The sequence below is a fragment of the Luteibacter sp. HAY1-4A genome, from assembly GCF_056755355.1.
This window is the reverse complement of the sequence record NZ_JBNDHZ010000002.1, coordinates 92042-113795: the sequence shown is the minus strand read 5'-3', so window position 1 is coordinate 113795 and position 21754 is coordinate 92042. Positions and strand designations below refer to the sequence as shown.

The following is a 21754-nucleotide window of genomic DNA, read 5'->3' as shown; positions in this document are numbered from 1 at the left end:
CGGCGTTCCGCAACCGACGACGGCCGCGCGCCCTGCACCCTGAAGCTCAGACGTCGGAGCCGTTCGTGGATCCGCGCCGCGCCATGCTCCGATGGGATGAAAGATCTATCAGCCGGTCCTTCGGTTTGTCGGAGTTCGCGCGATATTCCGAGGGGTCCATGCCAAATGCCTTGCGGAAAGCGCGCGCGAAACTGCTGCGGCTCTCGTAACCCGTGTTGCGGACCACCTGCTCGATGGGCAACTGGCCCGTCTGGAGTTGCTCGGCGGCCAGACGCATTCGCAGGTCGCGCAATACATTCATGGGAGGCTGGCCAATGACGTCGGTGAATCGCGCCATGAACGCGGATCGGCCAAGGTGCGCGCTTCGCGCAAGCGAGTTGACCGTATGCGGTCCGCCCGGGTTGCTCGCCATCTCCGCGAAGGCTCGCGCGATCTGCGGGTCGCGCAGCAGCGAAAACCGCTCCACCCATGTGTTGTTCGAGTGCAGGGATCGGCGAAGGATGTGGACCATGACGAGCTTGAGCAGCGCGGAACTCATGGCGCCCGAGCCCACTTCCTGATTGACCAGTTCGGCGATGGCGCTCTTCAGCGTCGTGTCCAGCCGTTCCGCTTCCGAGAACTGCTCGACGATCGGTGTCGTCAAGGTTCCGAAAAGATCCACCGCCGAACCGTAGCAGGCGTCGAAGAATCCGCAGATGAGTATGACTTCGGGATCGCCCTCGCCGGCGACGATATAGTTGATCGAGTCCTTCGATATGGCGACGAGCATGCCGTCCACCGTGCGCAGGTTCTGCAGGCCTCGATGGAAACCTTCCGCCTCGATGCGGAAGGGGGCGTTCGGCGGCACGATGACCAGCGTGTGCGGCTTGAGCTCGACGGGTGCGCAACCCTTGATGACCAGGCGGCCGCTACCCTGGATGTTGTAGTGGATCCCCGGTGCCTGGATGCCGCCCATGTCCAGACAATAGCCCGGGCTTACCAGGCATTCGGTCAGCGCGACAAAACTCACCTCAAGGCTCCCCAGGAGACGATTGAGGTCTTGCGGCGAAATGCGTACGGCGGGTCCTGTCACCACTGCGTCACCCCAAAAAGATCGCGAATCGGTGGAGTGCAGTCAGCCGATATCTGCCCGTGCCTGCCGAGAAAGCCGCACAGTCAGATAATCGGCATTGGCACTGTCATCATCGGCCACTCGTGGCCGTGTGTCCACGAATTCTAGAGCCCGGTCCTGGTGGCGGACTAATGGGCGCTTCGGACGGACTTCAGGCTTGGACGGCTCCGCTGTCAGTTTTTACAAGCTTCCCGCATGGCGCGGACATGGGCAGTCCTCCCGACGGCCATGTCCGTCATGTCCCCCGGCTGCAGCAACCGGGTTTCGATATCCGAGCCGCGGGCGACGGTCACATGAATAGGGCATCGGGTAGCCACGTCGACCAGGGCATCGAGCTGCGGAACGGTGAGGGGGCCGTCGAGCTGAATCTCCATGAGGAAACGGTCCCGGGAGGCGAGGGCCGGACGATCATGGCTGACGCGTACGACCAGTTGTTCCAGGGGCCATTCACGGTCCGTGGCGTAGCGGCGCATGGTCATCAGTGCGCACGAGCCCAACGACGCGCTGAGCAGGTCGAAGGGCGTGGGACCCGATCCCAATCCGCCGCTGCCGAAGGGCTCGTCGACGAGAAGGGTGGAGGACGCCGAACGCACGACGACCTGGTACGGGCCGTACTTACCCTCGCTCATGTACACCGACTCGGGGCCGAATTCCGTCATGGCGCCAGCCTCGTTCTTTGCGGTGCAGGCGGCAGCGCCGTGCTGTTGCGTCCTGCATACGTTTCTTGAAACGTCGCGAGTTTTGTTCATGGACTCACTTTATCGGTGCATTTGGACGTCCTGGTCCGCCGATGGCGTCCAATGATCCGCAAACCGACCCAAGACGCCTCCATCGATTTGTGCATGAGGGCGGAAATAATCGGGCGAGTCTTCACGGACGAACGGATCGCTGTTCCGGACGATCGGCTGTGCTCCCCGTTGCAGGATGGATGCATGGTCCATCACGGCGGTATCCCATGACAGAATCGCTCGCCACCAGGCTTCTGCCCTCGCTGACCCGCGGGCTGAATGTGCTGCGGATATACCTCGACAGGATCGAGGAGGCGGCAGCATCTGCCGGTATCGATGCGCACGAGTACCTCGACGCGCGCCTCGCGGATGACATGTTGCCGTTCAAGGCGCAGGTGCAACGGGCGACCGACACCGCCAAGGGCGCGGTCGCGCGACTGGCGGGCATACCGCCGCTGCCACTTCGCGATGCGGAGAGTTCCGTGGAAGCACTGAGGACCAGGGTGGCAAGGTGTATCGCCTTCATCCGTTCGGTCGATCCATCGGAAATGGAAGGATCGGAACACATGTTGTACGACCAGCGGTTCAGGGGCGCGTACTACGCCATGAGCGACCAGGGATACGTCGATGGCTACGTACTCCCCAACTTCTATTTCCATATAGCGGTGGCCCACGCGATCCTCCGAAACAAGGGCATCGGCATAGGAAAGGCGGACTACCTGGGCCAGATCAAGGGCTATGCCGTCAACGGATCGGGCGTGCTCGAGGGGCATCTCAGGTTTCTCAGTTCCGAACAGAGTGCGGCGTGGCTCGCGGCGTATGACCTGCCCGGCGATCCGCAACTCGGTGCCCTCGACTCCGGCGTCAGCTTCGCGGCCGACGTGGCATCTGTTCTCCCGAGCGTCTTGATCTCGAACATCCTCGGCCCCGAAGCCCTATTGCAAGCCCCCGCGATGGTTCTCCTCGCCAGCTGGACGTGGGACGACGACTATGAAAAGGATCCCACCGCAGAGTACCGGCTGGCCCAAGGCGATTCCCGCCCGCTCTCGACGGTGCCCGGGTGGGTATTCCCCACCGACCGCGGCGATGACCTGCAATTGATCCTGTCGCTGGTCATGGAGCGCCGCTGGACGGCCTCCCTCTATCTTCCCGATCGACGAGCCACCGTCCGCCTGATCGAGGAAGCAAGAATCGAGGTGTATGCCGAAGAGCTGGAAGTGGCTGACGCCATACGCTCCCGGCTCACGGGTTCCGGCGCCTCCTGCGGGCCTCGTCTGCCTTCAGGGTATCCATGATCTCCAGGGTGCAAGCAGCGGCCTTGCCCGCTCAGGAGATATCCAGGATGCCCCGAAGAATCGCTATGGTGACCGCATGCGTGCGGTCGTTGGCGTGCAGCTTTGACAAGATCGACTTCATCCGTGTCTTGACGGTCTCGTGGGCAAGCTCGAGCTCGTCGGAGATCTCCCGGTTGCCCAGTCCTTTGGCGACGAGACGAAGCACGCTGAGTTCGCGCGAACTCAATAGTTCTGAGCCGCGACAGGCGTCGATGCTTGCCTGCGCATTGGCCGAGATGTGGCGGCGGCCGTGGTAGGCGGAGCGCACCGTCGCGACGATCTCGTCTCGCGACGCGGTCTTGAGCAGATAGGACGTTGCGCCCAATGACATGGCACGCAATACGCGTGCGTCGCCCAGATAGGTTGTCAGCACGACGATCGAGGCATCCGGGGAGGTGCCTCGAATTGCCTCGATCGCATACGTGCCGTCGTACCGGGGCATCTGCAGATCCATGAGGACGATGTCGGGATGCAGCCTCGCGTAAGCGTCGACCGCCTCGCCACCGTCGGCGACCTCGCCCACGATCTTCATGTCCCGTTCGATCTCGAGCGCCGAACGGAGGCCTTCTCTCATCATGGGGTGATCGTCGGCAATGAGTATTCGGATGATGACTTCGTGGTCCATTCTTCTCTGCGATGACGCATGGTGGCGTCGACTACTTCGAGTCTTGCCCGGACGCGCAACAGGTCCGAGGCTATTACCGGCGGGGTTGCCGTAAAAAAGGTCGTAATGGCGAAGATTGCTCAGAGTTGCCGCATCGGACACATCTTCGGTGTTCCACAGGTATCGTCTTGTGTCGCCTTTTCGCGCTCGGGCCAGCCCCTTACCGTAGCGGAACTCGCCTTGGCGCCGTTCGCCAACGGGCTGGGCCGCCCGTCCGCAAGCGATGACGCGTATCTGGTCATCACCAACGTGGGTGCGCCTTGCCGGATGCGCATTTCCAGCGGCGCCTACCCAGGTTTTGACGGCGTCATTTCCGACGGACGCACGATAATCGTCGACCTGGCGAAGCCCTTTCACCTCTCGTGGTCCGGTACATTGACCTTGGTCGTCGCCTACCTGCCGCGACGGGCAATCTTCGAGGGGAAGAAGGGAGTCGAGGAATATTCGCTCACGGACAACATTCTGCTCGAGGACGAATTGCTGGGCGCCATCATGGCCTGTCTCAGGCATACCGCCGGCGCCCCTCTCCGAGGCGAGTTCGATATGTTCGCGCAACAACTGTTGTTCGCGGCCTGTTCCCGTCTTGCATGCGCGCATGCGGTCAAGACATCCGAACCACGCCTGTCGAAATTCGCCCTGGCAGACGAACAGTTGAAGAAAGTCACGGAGTACATTCTCGATAACCTGGATCTTCCCGTGTCGATGCGCAAGGCGGCCGCGATATGCGGCTTGCCTTATCGGTTGTTCTGCCGGGCATTCAAGGAGTCCGTAGGCGCTTCTCCGCACGACTGGGCGATGGCCACGCGCGTGGAGCGGGCAAAGAAGCTCATGCAGGCCACGCCATTGCGCCTGAGCGAGATCGCACTCGCCGTAGGGTTCTGCGATCAGAGTCACTTCAATCGCGTCTTCACACGGTTCTCCGCGTGCACTCCCGGCGAATGGCGGCGCGGCCAGGACGTCGGCCGATCGAACAAGGTTCCGGAGTCGGCCTGAGTCGTTGCCGGCGGATTCGCGGGGGCCTTCTGGCATCGCTCGCCGGCGCGTGGCTCCGGGGTTCGGAAGCCTGGCCCCGATCCCATCGGGAGGGGAAGGCGTAACACGACGCCCGTGCCGCGCTTCTTCCGGAAGATCGTAAGCTTCGCGTCGTGCGCGGACGCGCGCTCGTACATGCCGAGGATGCCGAAGTGGCCGTGGCGCTGTCGCTCGCTGGTCATCCGGGCGTCGATGCCGCGGCCATCGTCTTCGATGCGGATCGCAAGCGAACGGTTTCGAAAAATCATGCTGACGGATACAGCCTCGCACCCCGAATGCGTCACCGCGTTCCGAATCGCCTCGCGCACGATGTCCAGGACATCCGTGGCAATGTCGGTGGGAAGCGGCTGCTCTCGTCCTCGTACCTCAAAGCAGAACCTGACCTGCGCGAGGGCTGCCTCGAGACCGCCGTCTCCCTGAATCAGGCCTGCGATGTACCGGCGTTCCTTGCTGCTGTTGCGCAACTGCAAGATCTTTTCGCGGCCCTCGATAACGATGGCGCGCGTCTGGCGGACGACGTCTCTTATCTGGGTCCGCTTCGCTTCCGGAAATTCCGGGTCGTTTCCCCAGCAATCGAGCCGGAGGAGCACCGATTGGAATGCCTGAAGCAGGGTGTCGTGGAGGTCGCGCGCGATGCGCTCCCGTTCCGTCTGGCGGGCTTCCGACCACGCCTTGGCCCGCGCGTCGCGCTTTCCGATGTGTTCCCTGATAACGATCCAGGAGGCGATCGTCATCGGAATGACGTGGCCCGAATACGACCACAAGCTGCTTAGTGAAAGCATCTCGTTGCGGGGGGTGACGTGTCCATGCGCATGATGCTCGCATCTTCCTGCCGGCCGATCGTCCGGCAGGTTGTGCAAAACGTCCGCGATCTGGAACCGGAAGCGGATCGGCGCTCGACGGCCGATAGCTTTATCGCCCCCTGAACGCAGGCATCGACCAGTCATGGAGCATCGCCCAGAAAGCGACGGCGAGTGCGAGCGGCACCACGAGCATGGTGTCACTCGTGTGGTGGAGCAACACGAGCGACACAATCACCATGCCGCCGACGAGGGTGGCGGCGACGGCGAGGTCCCGCGCGCATGCGCGCCACGCATTCGTCTTCTCCAGCCGCGCGAGCGCTTCGACGGCGATGATGCGGTGCGTGCGCTCGACGAAACGCGGGTCGGGTTCGGCATCCATGCCGGCAAGCAGCCTGCCCAGTTCCTGGTCGTCGGATGTCATCGCGGAGTCTCCGGTGCGAGGGTGAGGTGCCGGCGCAGCGTGTCGCGCGCACGGGGGATGATGCTTTTCAGCGTGCCCAGCGGCAGGTCGAGCAGCCTGGCCGCTTCGCTGTGCGACCAGCCTTCCACGTCGCACAGCAGGATGCAGGCGCGGTCGCGCGATGTAAGCGTGGCCAGTGCGGCGAGCACGTCGATGCGCGTACCCGGGTTGGGGTCGACGATCTCGAAGGGCTCGGCGGACTGCGCATGCTTGCGCCGCACATGCTGCTCGTGGCGCTCCAGGTCCAGGAAGAGGCGCCAGCCGATACGTACGAGCCATGCGGCATAGCTGCTGTCGCTACCGCTTCCGTCGAACTGCCGGCATCGTTGCCAGGCGCGCACGAACGTTTCCTGGGCCAGGTCGTCGGCCGTGGCCGCGTTCCCGCACAGCTTGCGCAGGAAGCCGCGCAGGCGCGCCTCGTGCCGCGCCACCAGCACGTCGAACGCCGAGCGGTCCCCGGCGATGACGCGTCGATTCAGCGCGTCGTCCGCCGATTCGGCCTCACCGGCCACGGTTCGCCCGCATGGACAGCGCGATGAGCGCCAGGCCGGTGAGGAGCGGAAAGAGCGCCGCGCCGACGCCCAGGCGCGTCGCGTCGGGCGTGCCTTGTAGCGCCACGCACCCGCCACATGCCACGGCGATCGCCACCAGCACCCAACCGTTGCGGCGATCCACGGCGGCGCGTTCCGCGGCGGGCACCCGGCCCAGCGCGCGGTCCAATTGTTCCACGGTAAGGGGCGCGCCGGCCTGCAAGGCGTGGCGAAGGGTCCGGTGCAGCATGGCCACCATGGCCAGCCGCACCAGCTGGTGCACCACGATGAGGATGGCGAGGGCGGTAATCACGCTGCCGAGGAAATGGGCGTCGAGCATGGGAATCTCCTGCATGGGTCCTGGCATAACGGATGTCGACCGGCGATTGGATGAGCGTCCGTGCACATCCAATCGCTCGTCCCGCCGCGTTTGGATGGCACCGGCGCAAAGCGCTTCCCTGGAGCATCCCATGAAATCCACCCTCGTCCTTCTCGCCGGGCTCCTGGGCACGGCGACCTCGACTTTGCCCGCGCGGGACGCGCTTCGAGAGCAGGCTGCGCAGCCGGAGTCATCCCTGCCGGCGACGGCGCCGGGCGACGACTTCGATCGGTACGTGAATGGCGCGTGGGCGCACGACCATCCCGTGCCCGCCGATCGCACGTCGATCGGCACGTGGCCGGATATCCAGGCGCAGGCCTTGGATCAGTCGCGCGTGCTCGTGGAAGACGCCGCGGCCGCGAAGACACCAATGGGCGTTCTCTATGCGAGTTACATGGACCAGGCGGCGCGCAACCGGCAGGGCCTCGATCCTCTCCGGAAATGGCTCGGCGAGATCGATGCGATCGACGACCGCGCTGCCTTCGCGACAGCGCTTGGCCGGCTGGCGCGCGTGGACGTAGGAGCCATTGTCGTGCCCGTCATCGAAGAGGACGACGGGCGCCCCGGCCAATGGTTACTGACGGTTCGCGAAGGGCGGCTCGGACTGCCCGATGCCAGCGCTTATCGGGCGGAGGAGGGGCCGGCGCATGAGCGTCGCGATGCCTATCGCACGTACCTCGTCGCCATGCTGGCCGCTACAGGTACTGCGCCGTCGGACGCGGCAGGCCGCGTCGATGCGGTACTGGCATTGGAGTCGAACCTGGCGACAGCGCAGCTTGGCCCCGCGGCGCAGCGGGATGCGACCGCGTCTTACCATCCTGTGCCGGTACGCCGCCTGGCGTCCATCGCGCCGAACTTCCCGTGGCCACAGTGGTTCGCGGGGCTTGGTGTCGGCGCGCTGGATCGCGTAAACGTGGCGCATCCCGATGTATTGCGGGCGCAACTGGACGTGGTGGCGGGAACACCGCTGGGCGTGCTTCGCGATTTTCTCAGGCTCAGGCTCCTCAACACATACAGCCGCTACGTGGATGCCCGCACCGGCGCCGCACGCTTCGCCTATTACGGCACGGCACTCCGTGGCACGACGGCGGAGGCGCCGGCATGGAAGCGTGGCATGGAACTCGTCACGAACCTGATGCCCGAAACCCTGGGGCGCGCTTATGCGGAGCGCTACTTCCCGCCCTCCGCGAAAGAACAGGCGCAGGCGATCGCCCATGCGGTGCGCGACGCACTGGCCGTGCGCGTGAACAAGGCGACGTGGTTGTCACCGTCGGCGCGCGCGGAAGTGCGTCGGAAACTGAAGCGCACCCGCATCAGCATCGGCTATCCCGATCAGTGGCCGGCGACGCCGGACATCGTGCTTCGCCAGGACGATCTGGCAGGTAACGTCGCCCGACTGACGGCGTGGCGTTTCGATCGCGCCATCGCGCGCCTGAAACAGCCCGTCGAGCGCGCGGCGTGGCAGTCGCCCGTAAGCGTGCCCAATGCCTATGCCAGCGCCGCGACGAACGAAGTCATCTTCCCTGCGGCCCTGCTGCAGCCGCCACTGTTCGATCCCGCGGCCGACGCGGCGCTCAACTACGCCCGCCTGGGTGCCACCATCGGCCATGAACTGAGTCATCTGTTCGACGACCAGGGCCTCCATTACGACGCCGATGGCCGTCTGCGCGATACCTGGAGCACGACCGACGCACGGCGCTTCCAGGCGAAGGCTCGCGCGCTGGCCGAGCAGCTGGAGGCCTATGAACCATTGCCGGGCCAGCATGTGAACGGCGGGCTTGTCCTCGGCGAATCCCTGGCCGACCTCACTGGCGTGCTGGCGGCGCACGATGCCTTCATGGCGACATCGTCGGCGAACGGCGATGCCGGGCCTGCCGCCGACCGTCGGTTCTTCATGGCGTGGGCGCAGCTGTGGCGCACGAATTACCGGCAGGCATACCTTCGCACCCTGCTGCAATCCGATGCGCACCCGCCGGGTGCCGTGCGCCTTTCCACGGTGCGCAATATCGACGCGTGGTACGACGCCTTCGATGTGCAACGGGGCGCCTTATACCTTGCTCCGTCCAAACGCATTCGCATCTGGTAGGGCGAAGGTGGGCGCCGCCATCAATGCGTCAGATGTTTGTCGAGAAAGGCCTGCACCAGTCCCGCGATCGCGTCCGCCTGCTCGTCCCAGGGGAAATGGCCAGCATCGAGCAGGTGAACCTCCGCATCGGGCAGGTCGCGCTTGTACGCTTCGCCGCCTGCGCCGATGAAGGACGGATCGTTCTTGCCCCAGACGACGAGGGTCGGTGGCTTATGTTTGCGCAGCCATGCCTGCCAGGTGGGGTACGACGCCACGTTCGTGCGGTAGTCGTACAACAGGGCGGCCTGGATCGCATTCTGGCCGGGCTGCGAAAGGTACGCGAACTCGTCGGTCCACGTATCGGGGTTGTAGCGTTCTGGATGCGATGTGCCGAGGGTGTGGCGCAGCTCGGCCGCCTTCAGCGACACGAAGGATTCGAACACCTCCGGATGCGCCTTCGGGTCTTTCCAGTATCCGGCAATGGCCGTCCATTTCTTGCCCAGGCCTTCCTCGTACGCATTCGCATTCGACACGATGAGCGCATCGACGCGCTCGGGATGCGCCAGCATGATGCGAAAGCCGACCGGGCCGCCGTAGTCGTGCAGGTACAGCGCATAGTGTTTCAGGCCAAGCTGTTGCAGGAGGCCATCGGTCGTCTTTGCCAAATGGTCGAACGTATAGGTGTAGGTGGCCGGGTCGGGCGCATCGCTGTGCCCGAAACCGGGAAAGTCCGGCGCGATCAGGTGGTAACGGGTCGCCAGCAACGGAAACAGCGTGTCGAACTGGCGCGACGACGATGGAAAGCCGTGCAGCAGCACGAGGGTCGGGGCGTCCTTCGGACCGGCCTCGCGATAGAACACGCGGTTACCGTCCACCGTCGCGTAGTGGTACGTCGTGGTGGCCTGGGTGGAAGGAAGCGAAGCGGTTTGCGTGCCCTGGCCCAGGAGCATGCTCGCGGCAAGTAATGCGAAAGTTTTCACGATGTCGACCTCGTAGGTGGCTTGGTTGGGCACCATTCTGCGACGACGGTCGCAGAACCGGCGTCGGGCGCGTTCACGGTAGGCCGCTGGCACTAACCTGTCATGTTTCGCCACAACACTCGGTCGCCCAGGGGTAAACGCAAAGGGGCAACCATGACGTCTCAAGACCGGCGCCACTTCCTAAAGCTTTCACTGGGCGCCGCAGGCGCCGCCCTCACCGCCGGCGTCGTTCCGGCGTCGATCGCGAAGGCCCTTTCCATTCCGGCCTCGCGACGCACGGGTACGCTGGCCGACGTCGAGCACGTGGTGATCCTCATGCAGGAGAACCGCTCGTTCGATCACTACTTCGGGTCCCTGCGCGGCGTGCGCGGCTTCGGTGATCCACGCCCCTTCACCCTGGCAAGCGGGCGGACCGTCTGGCAGCAGCCGTATGCGGCGTCGCCGGACGACTACCTGCTGCCGTTCCGTCCCAAGGCCGAGGACCTCGGCCTGCAATTCCTGGAAGACCTTCCGCACGGCTGGAACGACACCCACGCCGCGGCCAACGGCGGGCGGTACGACGGGTGGGTGCAGGCGAAGGGCACGACCACGATGGCGTACCTGACCCGCGAAGATATCCCGTTCCACTACGCGCTTGCCGATGCGTTCACCATCTGCGACGCGTACCACTGCAGCATGCTTTCCTCCACCGATCCGAACCGCTACTACATGTGGAGCGGTTACTCGGGTAACGACGGCACGGGCGCAGGCCCTGTGCTGGACAACGCGGAGAAGGGCTACGACTGGACCACGTATCCCGAGCGCCTGGAGCAGGCGGGCGTGTCATGGAAGATCTACCAGGACATCGGCACCGGACTCGATGCCGCGGGCGGCTGGGGCTGGACGTCGAATCCGTACATCGGCAACTACGGCGACAATTCGCTGCTGTACTTCGACAACTACCGCAACGCTCAGCCCGGCGATGCGCTGTACCAGAAGGCACGTACCGGCACCGAGATGGCGAAGGGGCAATCGCCGTTCGCCATCCTGCGCGACGATGTGCTCGCTGACCGGTTGCCGCAGGTGTCGTGGATCGCGGCGCCGGAGGCGTATACCGAACATCCGAGTTGGCCCGCCAACTATGGCGCCTGGTATATCGACGGCGTGCTGGAAGCATTGACCGCGAATCCCGAGGTGTGGAGCAAGACCGCGCTGTTCGTCACCTACGACGAGAACGACGGCTTCTTCGATCACGTGGTGCCGCCGTATGTACCGTCATCCCGCGAGCAGGGCTTGTCGACGGTAAGCACGGAGGGCGAGCTGTACCCAGGCGGCAACGGTTTCGTCCCCGGCGTGTACGGACTGGGCGTGCGCGTGCCGATGCTGGTCGTGTCGCCGTGGAGCAAGGGCGGTTGGGCCTGCTCGGAAACGTACGACCACACCTCGATCATCCGTTTCCTCGAACGGCGCTTCGGTGTGCGCGAGCCGAACATCTCCGCCTGGCGCCGCGCGGTATGCGGCGACCTCACGCGGGCCTTCGACTTCTCCCGCCACGATGTCGACACGCCGCGCCTGCCGGACACCAGCGGCTACATGCCGGATCAGAAGTCTCACGAAAATCTTCGCCCTACGCCGCCGTCCGACCAGCGCATGCCGCGGCAGGAACCGGGACAGCGGCCCGCGCGCGCCTTGCCTTATGCGCTGGACGTGCAGGGATCGCTGGACGTCGCCGAGGGTCGCTACCAGTTGGAGTTCATCAACCAAGGTACGAGCGCCGCGTTCTTCCACGTCTTCACTTCCGCGAGGACCGACGGGCCCTGGGCGTACACGGTGGAGGCCGGCAAATCGCTGGCCGACAGCTGGACAAGCCTGTACAGCGGCAATGCGTACGACCTGTCCGTGACGGGGCCGAACGGATTCCTTCGCCGGTTCGCCGGTCGCCAGCCCGCAGCGGGCGATCGGGGCCGTCGCGCCCAGCCTGAAGTACGCCTCTCGACAGACGGCCCGGATGGCCTCCTGCGCCTGCTCATCGTCAACGAAGGCAACGGTGTGTGCTTCGTGACGGTCACGCCCAGCGACGACTACACCCGCCAGCCGCCGCGACGCCATCTGCTGCTACCGGGTGGTCGCGTCGAGAGCCTGTGGGAAATCGTGTCGAGCGACCATTGGTTCGATTTCACCGTGACCAGTGACCACGACCCGCGATTCCTGCGCCGTCTGGCCGGCCACAGGGAGACGGGTCGGCCCTCGCGGACAGACCCGGCGCTGGCGTCCAGGTCGGGCCGCCCGGATGAGCGGCCCGCGATGGATTACCAGGGAAGAGTCTCACCAAGGTAGGTGAAGCTTCCGGTCGGGCCGTCGGCATCGATGAGAGCCATGCCGACGCTGCTCTTCGCACCGGTCGGCACGTCCACTTCGCCCTGTCCGCCGTTCATCTCCGTCTGCACGTAACCCGGGTGGACGGCGTTGACCTTGATCGGCGTGTCGCGCAGCTCGTAGGCGAGATGGACGGTCCAGGAGTTCAGCGCGCTCTTGGACGCGTCGTACGCCGGAACCTTGAAGTTGTAGATGGACGACGTCGGATCGAGGTGCGCGGTCAACGAGCCGAGGATGCTCGATACGTTCACAATGCGAGCCGCAGGCGCCGCCTTGAGCAGCGGGAGGAACGCCTTGGTCACTTCGACCACCGCGAACAGGTTGGTATCGAACGTCTCGCGCCACGCGTCGAGGGATTGCTCGGACGGTGCCTTGCCGAGTTCGTCGACGATGATGCCGGCGTTGTTCACCAGGATATCGAGCTTGCCGAACCGACTCTTCACCTCGTCGACGGCCTTCTGGATGGTGGCGGCGTCGGTGACGTCCAGCGTGATCGGCTCGACGGGCAGGCCTTCGGCCTTGAGTTTCTCGGCGGCGGCCTTCGCACGACCGGCATCGCGGCCGGCGAGCAGGGTGGTGACGCCGGCCTGGGCGAGCTGGCGGACGGTTTCATGGCCGATGCCACGGGTGGCGCCAGTGACGAGGGCAACTTTCTGCGAAGCGTTCATTTCGTATCCTTGAAGGATGGGTTAGCGACAGCGCTCGTTTCGACATGTGGATGACGTGGCGAATCTAAAGCCCCGCGGTTCATGAAATGCGTCACGGGACGGACACTCCGCTTCCCAGACCGAGGAGTAGCCATTTGTTGATTACACGTGTAGTCTGACGACACGTGTAGTCGACAGGGGCGCGTCGTGCATCTCGGTATCCGGTACATCGTGGCTTTCTGCCTGGCGGGTACCGCCATGGCCATCCATGCGACGGACACGTGGATCCTGCGCACGGACCTCTGGCAATCGCCCGCGTTTTCCACCTTGAACGTGAGTCGGGACGCGAAGGCCTTGCATGGCGACCTCGACGGCGATGCCATCCAGGGCACGGCGGACGGAAGCACTTGGACGTTCGAGAGCACGGACACCCAGGGGCGCACGTCGCGCTATCGGTTGCGCTTCGAAAAAGAGGCGATGAACGGCACGGCGGACCTGCCGGACCCGAACAATCCGGCCCGTCGCGTCACGCATGCCGTCACGGGCTGGAAGGTGCCCGCGCGGGAGGGTGGTGCGCGCACATGGGAATACCGGCCGACGACGTACTCCAACACCTGGGACGCCGACCGCCGTCCGGTGCTCGTCGTGTGGCCGGGCGACACCATCCACACGACCACGCTGGATTCCGGTGGCGTCGACGAGAACGGCGTCACCCGCGCCCTGTTCGGCAATCCGCAGACCGGGCCGTTCTTCGTCGCCGGCGCCGCGCCCGGCGACACGCTCGTCGTGCACATCCGCCGCCTGAAGCTCAACCGAGACTACGCCGACAGCCTGGACACGATCGTGGGCCGTGCGCTCGGCATGTCGCTGGTGCCGCAGGCGGGGAAGCTGGGCAAGCCCGTTCGCTGGACGCTCGATCGCGAGAAGGGACTGGCGCGGCCCCAGGGAGCGACCGGCGCTCTCGCGAGCTATGCCGTACCGGTGAAACCGATGTTGGGCGGACTCGCCGTGGCCCCGGGTTTCGGCATGCCCGCCATCTCGACCGGCGACACAGGCCGCTTCGGCGGGAACATGGATTTCAACGAGGTGATCGAAGGCAACACCGTCTACCTGCCCGTGCAGCAACCGGGCGCGCTGCTGTACTTCGGCGATGCGCACGCCCTCCAGGGCGATGGCGAGACCACGCAATACGCCCTTGAAACCTCCATGGACGTCACCGTGACCGTCGACCTCATCCATGATCGCGCCGTGTCGATGCCGAGGGTCGAATCGCCGACGCGCATCATGGTGCTCGGGCAGGCGGGCTCGCTGGACGATGCGTTGAAGGCCGCCAGCACCGGCATGGTCCAGTGGCTGCAACAGGATTACGGCATGGATCTCTCACAGGCCGCGCAGGTGCTGGGTACGGCGGTGCACTACACGGTACCCAACCTCGCGGGACGCAGTGTCGGCGTGGCTGCCGGCGTCGACAAGGCCGTGCTTCCGACAAGGATGACGACTCCTGCCGCCGCCAAGTGACGGAGTCGACACGCGGACCCGCCACCCGGCGGGTCCGCGCACTTCGCATTACGCCGCTTCGCGCACCGGTGCGGCCTTCGCGCGCCGCTTAAGGTCGTAACGGTCGAGGTTCATCACCTTCGTCCATGCCGAGACGAAATCCTGCACGAACTTGTCTTCGGCATCGGCACTGCCGTACACCTCGGCCAGCGCGCGCAACACGGAGTTCGAACCGAACACCAGGTCCACACGGCTGGCGATCCACTTGAGTTTGCCCGTGCCCCGCTCGCTGCCCTCGAACGATTCCCGCGCCGGCGACGTGGGCTTCCATTCGGTGCCCATGTCGAGCAGGTTGCGGAAGAAGTCGTTGGTGAGCTTGCCGGGACGATCGGTGAGCACGCCCTGGTTGCTGCCGTCGACATTCGTGCCCAGGACCCGCATGCCACCCACCAGCACGGTCATCTCCGGTGCGGTCAGGGTAAGCAGTTGCGCCTTGTCGATGAGCAGGGCCTCGGCGGGCACGCTGTACGCGGCCTTCAGGTAATTGCGGAAGCCGTCCGCCGCGGGTTCGAGCGGGACGAATGAATCGACGTCGGTCTGCTCCTGCGATGCATCCGTGCGGCCCGGAGCGAACGGTACCGTCACCGGATGGCCCGCGGCGCGCGCCGCTTTCTCGATAGCCGCACCGCCGGCCAGCACGATGAGGTCGGCCAGCGAGATCTTCGTGCCGCCCGTCTGCGACGCATTGAATTCGGAGCGGATGCCTTCCAACCTTTCGAGCACACGTGCCAGCTGCTCCGGCTGATTGGATTTCCAATCCTTCTGCGGCGCAAGACGGATGCGCGCGCCGTTGGCACCGCCGCGCTTGTCACCGCCGCGGAACGTGGAAGCGGACGCCCATGCGGTGGATACCAGTTCGGCAAGGGTAAGGTCGGACGCCAGCAGCTTGTCCTTCAACGCCTGGATATCGCCGTCGCTCACCAGCGGATGGTCGACCTTCGGCACCGGGTCCTGCCAGATCAGTTCCTCGTCCGGCACTTCGGGGCCGAGGTACCGGGCACGCGGACCCATATCGCGGTGGGTCAGCTTGAACCATGCGCGCGCGAATGCGTCGGCGAATGCTTCCGGATGCTCGAGGAAGTGCCGGGAGATCTTCTCGTACGCGGGATCCAACCGCAGCGAAAGATCCGTCGTCAGCATGGTCGGCCGGCGGTTCGCACCGCCATGCGCGTCCGGGATCACGGCGTCGCCGTCTTTCGCCACCCACTGGTTCGCACCGGCGGGGCTCTTCGTCAGTTCCCACTCGTGACGGAACAGGTTTTCGAAGAAGAAGTTGCTCCATTGCGCAGGCGTCTGTGTCCATGTGACTTCGAGGCCGCTGGTGATGGTGTCGGCACCGACGCCGCTGCCGTATGAGTTCCTCCAGCCGAACCCTTGTTGTTCCAGTTCGCCGGCTTCCGGCTCGACGGCCACGTTCGTGGCGTCGGCCGCGCCATGTGTCTTGCCGAAGGTGTGTCCACCGGCGATCAGGGCGATCGTCTCTTCGTCGTTCATCGCCATGCGTGCGAACGTCTCGCGGATGTCGCGCGCGGCGGCCACCGGATCGGGCTTGCCTTCAGGACCTTCCGGATTCACGTAGATGAGGCCCATCTGCACGGCGGCGAGTGGATTCTCGAGGTCGCGCCCGTGCTCGGTACGGTCTTCCTCGGTGCCATGCAGGTGCGGGTCCGCGACCAGTACGCCTTCGTCGTCGGGCTGCACCTTGCCGTAGCGGTGATCGCCGCCGAGCCACTCGGTTTCCTTGCCCCAGTACACGTCCTCGTCGGGCTCCCAGGTGTCTTCGCGTCCACCCGCGAAGCCGAACGTCTTGAAGCCCATGCTCTCCAGCGCGACGTTGCCGGCGAGGATCATGAGGTCGGCCCAGGAGATGCTGGCGCCGTATTTCTGCTTGATGGGCCAGAGCAGCCGGCGCGCCTTGTCCAGGCTGACGTTGTCGGGCCAGCTGTTGAGCGGCGCGAAACGCTGCTGCCCGCGGCCGCCACCACCGCGTCCATCGCCGATGCGGTACGTGCCTGCGCTATGCCATGCCATGCGGATGAACAACGGGCCGTAGTGCCCGAAGTCAGCCGGCCACCAGTCCTGCGAATCGGTCATGAGCGCCGCGAGGTCTTTCTTCACCGCCGCGAGGTCCAGCTTCTCGAAAGCGTCCGCATAGTCGAATTCGGGAGAGAGCGGATTCGACCGCGAGGAGTGCTGGTTCAGCAGGTCGACGCGCAAGCGCTTCGGCCACCAGTCCTTGTTCGTGGTGCCGCCCCCGGCGGTGTGTTTGAAGGGGCACTTCGCTTCGGTCGACATGGCGCATCTCCTCTTGGCAGCCGGGAACGGGGCTGAAACTCCTCGTTCGATCATAGGCGCGTGCCGGAGATTGCAAAAATTGATTGATCCGATGGCCGCGAGAGGCGCGGCCTATCGTCATGCGTTGGGGCAGGCCGATATGCGCACCCGAAGGCGCGCATATGGTAGCGGTCATTCCACGGTGGGGAAGTCGACCTCGGTGTCGTTGATGCGGTTGAACGTGTTGGTGAACGTGATCATGGCGATTGCATAGGCGATGGCGAGCAGCTGCCCATCGGTGTAACCGGCGGCGCGAATGTCGGCCACGACGTCGTCCGGCAAGGTGCCGCTTTGGCGGAGGATCGCCAGCACGAAGCGAGTCAATGCGTCGTGCTTCGCATCACCCGTGCCCTCCAGGTGCCGGATGGCCCGTACCTCGTCCTCACCGAACCCGGCCAGTTTCCCCATCATGTTGTGGGCGGCCACGCAGTAGTCGCAGCCGCTGTGGGCGCTCACAAGCAGCTTGATCGTTTCGAGGTCCTTGCGGGAAAGGCCGGATGTGTTTTGGGCGTCGTCGGCGTCGAGGTACGTTGCCAGCAGCGACGGCGAGATGTATCCCATGGCGGCGTAGGCATTCGGCAGCTTGCCGCCGGTACGCTTGCGAACCTTGGCATAGACCTCGGCGGTGGCGCCCGTGGCGGTATCGACGGCGGGAACGGTGATGCGGCTCATGGCTGGCTCCGATTTGCGTGTGTTGGGAATGGCGTTATTGTGAGCGCGCAACGTGATCTCGACGAGTCTTTAAAGTGTCGATAAGATGCTTCAAAGGATCACAGAGGGGTTGTCATGACGGCAGATGTCGATTGGTTGAGCCGCTTCCTCGCCGTCGTCCCGGTGTCGGGGCGACTGGAAATCCGCTGCGCTTACCGCGCGCCATGGATCGTGGCTTCCGACGCTTCCGCGCCGGGCGAAGTGCCTTACCACTTGCTCCTGCGCGGCACCGCACTGCTCGAGGCGCCCGGCGGCGGAGTCGTCGAACTTCGGGCAGGCGACATCGTGCTGTTCCCGCATGGGTCGGCCCATGCGCTGCACGACGACAGCGGCCTGCCGCCGGCACGCACGCACGAACGTCAGACGCCGAACGTGCCTTTGAGCGAGAACGACGGAACGGGTGAACGCCTGGACATGCTCTGCGGACGGTTCGCCATCGCGGCGCCGCACGACCGATGGCTGCGCAGCTATCTGCCTTCCACGCTGGTCGTGCGCACGGCCAGCGAAGGGGGCGGGCACGACGCCGATTCCGCCGCACGGCATCTGGCTGCACTGGTGGAACTGATGCGTGCGGAGTCGACCGACGGCCGCCTTGGCGGGTACGCCATCTTGAACGCGCTATCCGCGGCGCTCTTCGCACTCGTGCTGCGGGTGGCCAGCCAGTCCGATGCTCCACCGGGGTTGCTCGCCCTGGCAGCGCATCCACGCCTCGCGCCTGCCGTTTCCGCGATGCTGGCCGATCCAGCTCGTGCCTGGACGCTGCCCGAGCTTGCGGCGTTGTGCAACATGTCGCGGGCCACCTTCATGCGTCACTTCCAGGAGGGCCTGGGCAAGTCGGCCAGCGAGCTGCTACAGGACATCCGCATGAGCATCGCTGCCAACGAACTGAAGAATCCCATCCGCTCGACCGAGTCGGTGGCGGAAGCGGTCGGCTACCAGTCGGTGGCCGCGTTCCGTCGCGTGTTCACACAAGCGATCGGCATGACGCCGGGCGCGTGGCGCCGGCAGTTCAAGGCGGGAGAGGACGCGCCCGCCGCGGGCGCATAGGCCGCCGGGCGACGGGTGTTGCCGCCGTGCCTCGCGTTTTCCTGCGTGGCGTCATACATGCAAGACGCACCGCCAGCGGTGCTTGACCCTGTCGCGCTCCTGTCAGCTAAATAGCCGGCCGGGCGAGCGCCCGATCCCTCCTTTACCAAGCGTAGTCATGAACGCCACCGCCGATACCGATCACATCGACAACCGTCCGCTCGACCGCAGGGACGCGAAGACCCTCGTGCTTTCCGCGCTCGGTGGCGCGCTGGAGTTCTACGACTTCGTCATCTTCGCTTACTTCGCGAAGACCCTCGGGCACCTGTTCTTCCCGCCGGGCACGTCGGACTGGGTGGCGCAGTTGCAGGCCTTCAGCATCTTCGCGGTGGGTTATCTCGCGCGTCCGCTCGGCGGCCTGGTCATGGCGCACTTCGGCGACCGCATCGGGCGCAAGCGCATGTTCACGCTGAGCGTGTTCCTGATGGCCGTACCCACGCTGATCATCGGCGTCTTGCCGACCTACGCCACCATCGGCGTGTTTGCGCCGGTGCTCCTCACCTTGCTGCGCGTGGTGCAGGGCATCGCCATCGGCGGCGAGGTGCCGGGTGCGTGGGTGTTCGTGGCCGAGCACGTGCCGAGGCATCGCGTGGGTCTGGCGTGCGCGAGCCTCAGCGCGGGACTCACCGTGGGCATCCTCATCGGCTCGCTCGTGGCGGCGGGTATGAACGCACGCATGTCGCCGGCGGAAATGCTCGATCACGGCTGGCGCATCGCCTTCCTCCTCGGTGGCGTGTTCGGTTTCTTCGCGGTCTACCTGCGCCGGTGGCTGAGCGAGACCCCGGTGTTTGCACGCATGCGCGAGCGCAAGGAACTCACGACCGAACTGCCGGCATGGGTGGTGCTGCGCGACCACCTGCCGTCCGTTCTTCTTTCGATGGTGGTGACCTGGGTGCTCACCGCCGCCATCGTGGTGGTGATCCTGATGACGCCGACGCTCATGCAGACGGCGTTCCACGTCGAGTCGTCGCGCGCGTTCACCGCCGGAAGCCTGGCCGCGCTGGCGCTCTGCATCGGTTGCGTGCTCGGCGGCCTGCTGGTCGACTGGCAGGGAAGGGCGCGCGCCATGCTCGTTGCGTCGATCGGTCTCGCGGTCAGTACGTACGCGCTTTATATCGACCTGAAGGCCGGCGGCACGAACCTCTTCGTCCTCTACTCGCTCGCCGGGCTCTTCGCGGGTGTGGCCGGCATCGTGCCCTCCGTGCTGGTCGCGGCATTCCCACCCGCCATCCGTTTCTCCGGCATCTCGTTGTCATACAACGTCGCGTATGCCATCTGCGGTGCCGCGACGCCTGTGCTGGTCGGCTACCTGGCGAAGTCCGCCGGCGGCCTGGGTCCCGCGCACTACGTGGGTCTGGTGGCGCTGATCGGCGTGGTAAGCGCCCTCTACATGATGCGCGGACGCGGCACGTCCGCCGGATGAGCTGACCGCTTCACGCATTTTTCATGCCCGTGACGGCGGTTCGCACCGGGCCTTTCATGACAGTTGCGCCGGCCGCGGACGTTGGGCATCCTTTTGCCATCGCGGTGCTGCCGCCGCGCTTACCGGACCGTTCCCCTCGGTCCACCGTCGCCCTCATACCTCGCTCCAGACCATGACTGACGTCATCACACTCGGCTGGCGCGAACGGCTCGCTCTTCCGTCGCTCGGCGTTCCCGTCCTCAAGGCGAAGCTCGACACGGGCGCGCGCTCGTCGTCGCTGCATGTCGAATGGCTGGAAGTGGACGAGCGGGCGGACGGCACGTGGTTGCGTTTCCAGGTGCGCACCACGCGCAAGGGCGGCTTGTCGGCGCCCTGCGAGGCGCGGGCCACCGGGCGTCGTTCGGTCACGGATTCCGGCGGCCACGCCACGACGCGCTGGTTCATCCATACCGACGTGGAGCTTGCCGGACGGCGCTTTGCGGCGGAGGTGAACCTCACCGACCGGCGACACATGCTATTTCCCCTTCTGCTCGGCCGGACTGCCCTCGACGGGCGTTTCCTGGTCGATCCTTCGCTTTCCTACTCGCAGACGCCGCGCCGCGCCGTCCGGGACCCTTCATGAAGATCGCCATCCTGTCGCGCAACGCGCGGCTGTATTCCACCCAGCGCCTGGTGGAAGCGGCACGCAAGCGCAAGCACACGGTTCGCGTCATCGACCCGCTGCGCTGCTACATGAGCATCGCGCCGCAATCGTTCGCCATCCACTTCAAGGGCAAGCCGCTCGGGCCGGTGGATTGCGTGATCCCGCGCATCGGCGCGTCCAGCACCTTCTACGGCACCGCCGTGCTTCGCCAGCTGGAACTGATGGGCGTGTTCACGCCCAATCCCTCCGACGCGGTGTTGCGCGCGCGCGACAAGCTGCGCTGCCTGCAATTGCTGGCGGCCCGCGGCGTCGACATGCCGGTGACGGCGTTCGGCGACAACCCGGACGACACTTCCGACCTCATGGCGATGCTGGGCGACCCGCCGCACATCATCAAGCTGAACGAAGGCACCCAGGGTGCGGGCGTGGTGCTGGCCGAAAAGCGCTCCGCGTCGCAAAGCGTCATCGAGGCGTTTCGCGGCCTGTACGCCAACTTCCTGGTCCAGGAGTTCATCCGCGAGGCGAACGGGCAGGACCTGCGCTGCTTCGTCGTGGGCGACCAGGTGGTGGCCTCGATGCAGCGGTCCTCGGCACCGGGCGAATTCCGGGCCAACCTCCATCGCGGCGGTTCCGCCGCGGCCGTGGAGCTGTCCGAAGACGAGCGCAGGGTGGCCGTGGAAGCCGCGTCCGCCCTGGGGCTGGAGGTGGCGGGCGTGGACCTGCTGCGCTCGTCGAGGGGCCCCCTGTTGCTCGAAGTGAACGCCTCGCCGGGCCTGGAAGGCATCGAAGGCAGCACTGGCGTGGACGTGGCCGATGCCATCGTCGCCCACTGCGAGGCACGCCTGGCCCAGCGCCCGGCCGTGCCGAAGGTCCGGAAAGCGCGGGCCGCGAAGGGGTTAACAGCGATTTAAA

20 protein-coding genes are annotated in these 21754 nt (G+C 65.4%); 9 read left to right on the top strand and 11 right to left on the bottom strand.

What is annotated here, in order from left to right:
• Positions 1–46 precede the first annotated feature (46 nt).
• Both ACPYOD_RS01365 and ACPYOD_RS01360 read right to left on the bottom strand, forming a co-directional pair.
• Positions 47–1072 (bottom strand): helix-turn-helix domain-containing protein, encoded by a 1026-nt coding sequence (locus tag ACPYOD_RS01365; protein WP_481299929.1) that lies wholly within the window; start codon positions 1070–1072, stop codon positions 47–49.
• Between the two features lie 212 nt (positions 1073–1284).
• On the bottom strand, positions 1285–1770 hold the full coding sequence (locus tag ACPYOD_RS01360) for an OsmC family protein (RefSeq protein ID WP_481299928.1): 486 nt from the start codon (positions 1768–1770) through the stop codon (positions 1285–1287).
• A 296-nt stretch (positions 1771–2066) separates the two neighbouring features.
• Here ACPYOD_RS01360 and ACPYOD_RS01355 point away from each other — a divergent pair, with 296 nt between their 5' ends.
• On the top strand, positions 2067–3134 hold the full coding sequence (locus ACPYOD_RS01355; RefSeq protein WP_481299927.1) for a DUF1993 domain-containing protein: 1068 nt from the start codon (positions 2067–2069) through the stop codon (positions 3132–3134).
• 31 nt (positions 3135–3165) lie between these two features.
• Here ACPYOD_RS01355 and ACPYOD_RS01350 read toward each other — a convergent pair whose 3' ends face one another.
• Complete coding sequence (locus tag ACPYOD_RS01350) at positions 3166–3798, bottom strand: response regulator transcription factor (protein ID WP_481299926.1); 633 nt, start codon at positions 3796–3798, stop codon at positions 3166–3168.
• A gap of 219 nt (positions 3799–4017) precedes the next feature.
• Here ACPYOD_RS01350 and ACPYOD_RS01345 point away from each other — a divergent pair, with 219 nt between their 5' ends.
• A complete protein-coding gene (locus ACPYOD_RS01345) occupies positions 4018–4830 on the top strand; it encodes a helix-turn-helix domain-containing protein (RefSeq protein WP_481299925.1) in 813 nt (270 codons plus the stop codon).
• Here ACPYOD_RS01345 and ACPYOD_RS01340 read toward each other — a convergent pair.
• Genes ACPYOD_RS01340 through ACPYOD_RS01325 form a run of 4 tightly spaced genes read right to left on the bottom strand, consistent with a single transcriptional unit; the run spans position 4728 to position 7002 of the window.
• Positions 4728–5816 carry a sensor histidine kinase gene (locus ACPYOD_RS01340; protein WP_481299924.1) on the bottom strand — a complete coding sequence of 363 codons (1089 nt, stop codon included), beginning with the start codon at positions 5814–5816 and terminating at the stop codon, positions 4728–4730. The two genes, ACPYOD_RS01345 and ACPYOD_RS01340, sit on opposite strands and share 103 nt — an antisense overlap.
• A complete protein-coding gene (locus ACPYOD_RS01335) occupies positions 5782–6093 on the bottom strand; it encodes a hypothetical protein (protein WP_481299923.1) in 312 nt (103 codons plus the stop codon). Before ACPYOD_RS01335 ends, ACPYOD_RS01340 begins: the two co-directional genes overlap by 35 nt.
• A complete protein-coding gene (locus ACPYOD_RS01330; protein WP_481299922.1) occupies positions 6090–6644 on the bottom strand; it encodes an RNA polymerase sigma factor in 555 nt (184 codons plus the stop codon). Before ACPYOD_RS01330 ends, ACPYOD_RS01335 begins: the two co-directional genes overlap by 4 nt.
• On the bottom strand, positions 6634–7002 hold the full coding sequence (locus ACPYOD_RS01325) for a hypothetical protein (protein ID WP_481299921.1): 369 nt from the start codon (positions 7000–7002) through the stop codon (positions 6634–6636). The genes ACPYOD_RS01330 and ACPYOD_RS01325 overlap by 11 nt, the downstream gene beginning before the upstream one ends.
• A gap of 130 nt (positions 7003–7132) precedes the next feature.
• Here ACPYOD_RS01325 and ACPYOD_RS01320 point away from each other — a divergent pair, with 130 nt between their 5' ends.
• The gene (locus tag ACPYOD_RS01320; RefSeq protein ID WP_481299920.1) at positions 7133–9127 is read left to right on the top strand and encodes a M13 family metallopeptidase; all 1995 of its coding nucleotides are present in this window, start codon (positions 7133–7135) and stop codon (positions 9125–9127) included.
• A 20-nt stretch (positions 9128–9147) separates the two neighbouring features.
• On the opposite strand, the gene ACPYOD_RS01315 is transcribed toward ACPYOD_RS01320, so the two are convergent.
• Positions 9148–10122 (bottom strand): alpha/beta fold hydrolase, encoded by a 975-nt coding sequence (locus tag ACPYOD_RS01315; protein ID WP_481299919.1) that lies wholly within the window; start codon positions 10120–10122, stop codon positions 9148–9150.
• 117 nt (positions 10123–10239) lie between these two features.
• Between ACPYOD_RS01315 and ACPYOD_RS01310 the strand changes: the two genes are divergently transcribed.
• On the top strand, positions 10240–12402 hold the full coding sequence (locus ACPYOD_RS01310) for a phosphocholine-specific phospholipase C (protein ID WP_481299918.1): 2163 nt from the start codon (positions 10240–10242) through the stop codon (positions 12400–12402).
• On the opposite strand, the gene ACPYOD_RS01305 is transcribed toward ACPYOD_RS01310, so the two are convergent.
• Entirely contained in the window at positions 12375–13109 is a 735-nt protein-coding gene (locus ACPYOD_RS01305; RefSeq protein ID WP_481299917.1) for an SDR family oxidoreductase, read from the bottom strand. The genes ACPYOD_RS01310 and ACPYOD_RS01305 overlap by 28 nt on opposite strands.
• 186 nt (positions 13110–13295) lie before the next feature.
• Between ACPYOD_RS01305 and ACPYOD_RS01300 the strand changes: the two genes are divergently transcribed.
• On the top strand, positions 13296–14606 hold the full coding sequence (locus tag ACPYOD_RS01300; protein ID WP_481299916.1) for an acetamidase/formamidase family protein: 1311 nt from the start codon (positions 13296–13298) through the stop codon (positions 14604–14606).
• A 48-nt stretch (positions 14607–14654) separates the two neighbouring features.
• Here ACPYOD_RS01300 and katG read toward each other — a convergent pair whose 3' ends face one another.
• Positions 14655–16940, bottom strand: a complete 2286-nt coding sequence (gene katG / locus ACPYOD_RS01295) for a catalase/peroxidase HPI (RefSeq protein WP_481299915.1) — start codon at positions 16938–16940, stop codon at positions 14655–14657.
• Positions 16941–17111: 171 nt separating this feature from the next.
• Positions 17112–17651: a carboxymuconolactone decarboxylase family protein gene (locus tag ACPYOD_RS01290; protein ID WP_481299914.1), complete on the bottom strand. Its 540-nt coding sequence runs from the start codon at positions 17649–17651 to the stop codon at positions 17112–17114.
• Between the two features lie 114 nt (positions 17652–17765).
• Here ACPYOD_RS01290 and ACPYOD_RS01285 point away from each other — a divergent pair, with 114 nt between their 5' ends.
• The 4 genes from ACPYOD_RS01285 (at position 17766) to rimK (ending at position 21753) form a co-directional block, all read left to right on the top strand.
• Entirely contained in the window at positions 17766–18737 is a 972-nt protein-coding gene (locus tag ACPYOD_RS01285) for an AraC family transcriptional regulator (RefSeq protein ID WP_481299913.1), read from the top strand.
• 157 nt (positions 18738–18894) lie between these two features.
• The gene (locus tag ACPYOD_RS01280) at positions 18895–20199 is read left to right on the top strand and encodes an MFS transporter (protein WP_481299912.1); all 1305 of its coding nucleotides are present in this window, start codon (positions 18895–18897) and stop codon (positions 20197–20199) included.
• A gap of 172 nt (positions 20200–20371) precedes the next feature.
• Complete coding sequence (locus ACPYOD_RS01275; RefSeq protein WP_481299911.1) at positions 20372–20821, top strand: ATP-dependent zinc protease family protein; 450 nt, start codon at positions 20372–20374, stop codon at positions 20819–20821.
• Positions 20818–21753, top strand: a complete 936-nt coding sequence (gene rimK, locus ACPYOD_RS01270) for a 30S ribosomal protein S6--L-glutamate ligase (RefSeq protein ID WP_481299910.1) — start codon at positions 20818–20820, stop codon at positions 21751–21753. The genes ACPYOD_RS01275 and rimK overlap by 4 nt, the downstream gene beginning before the upstream one ends.
• Position 21754: the final 1 nt, after the last annotated feature.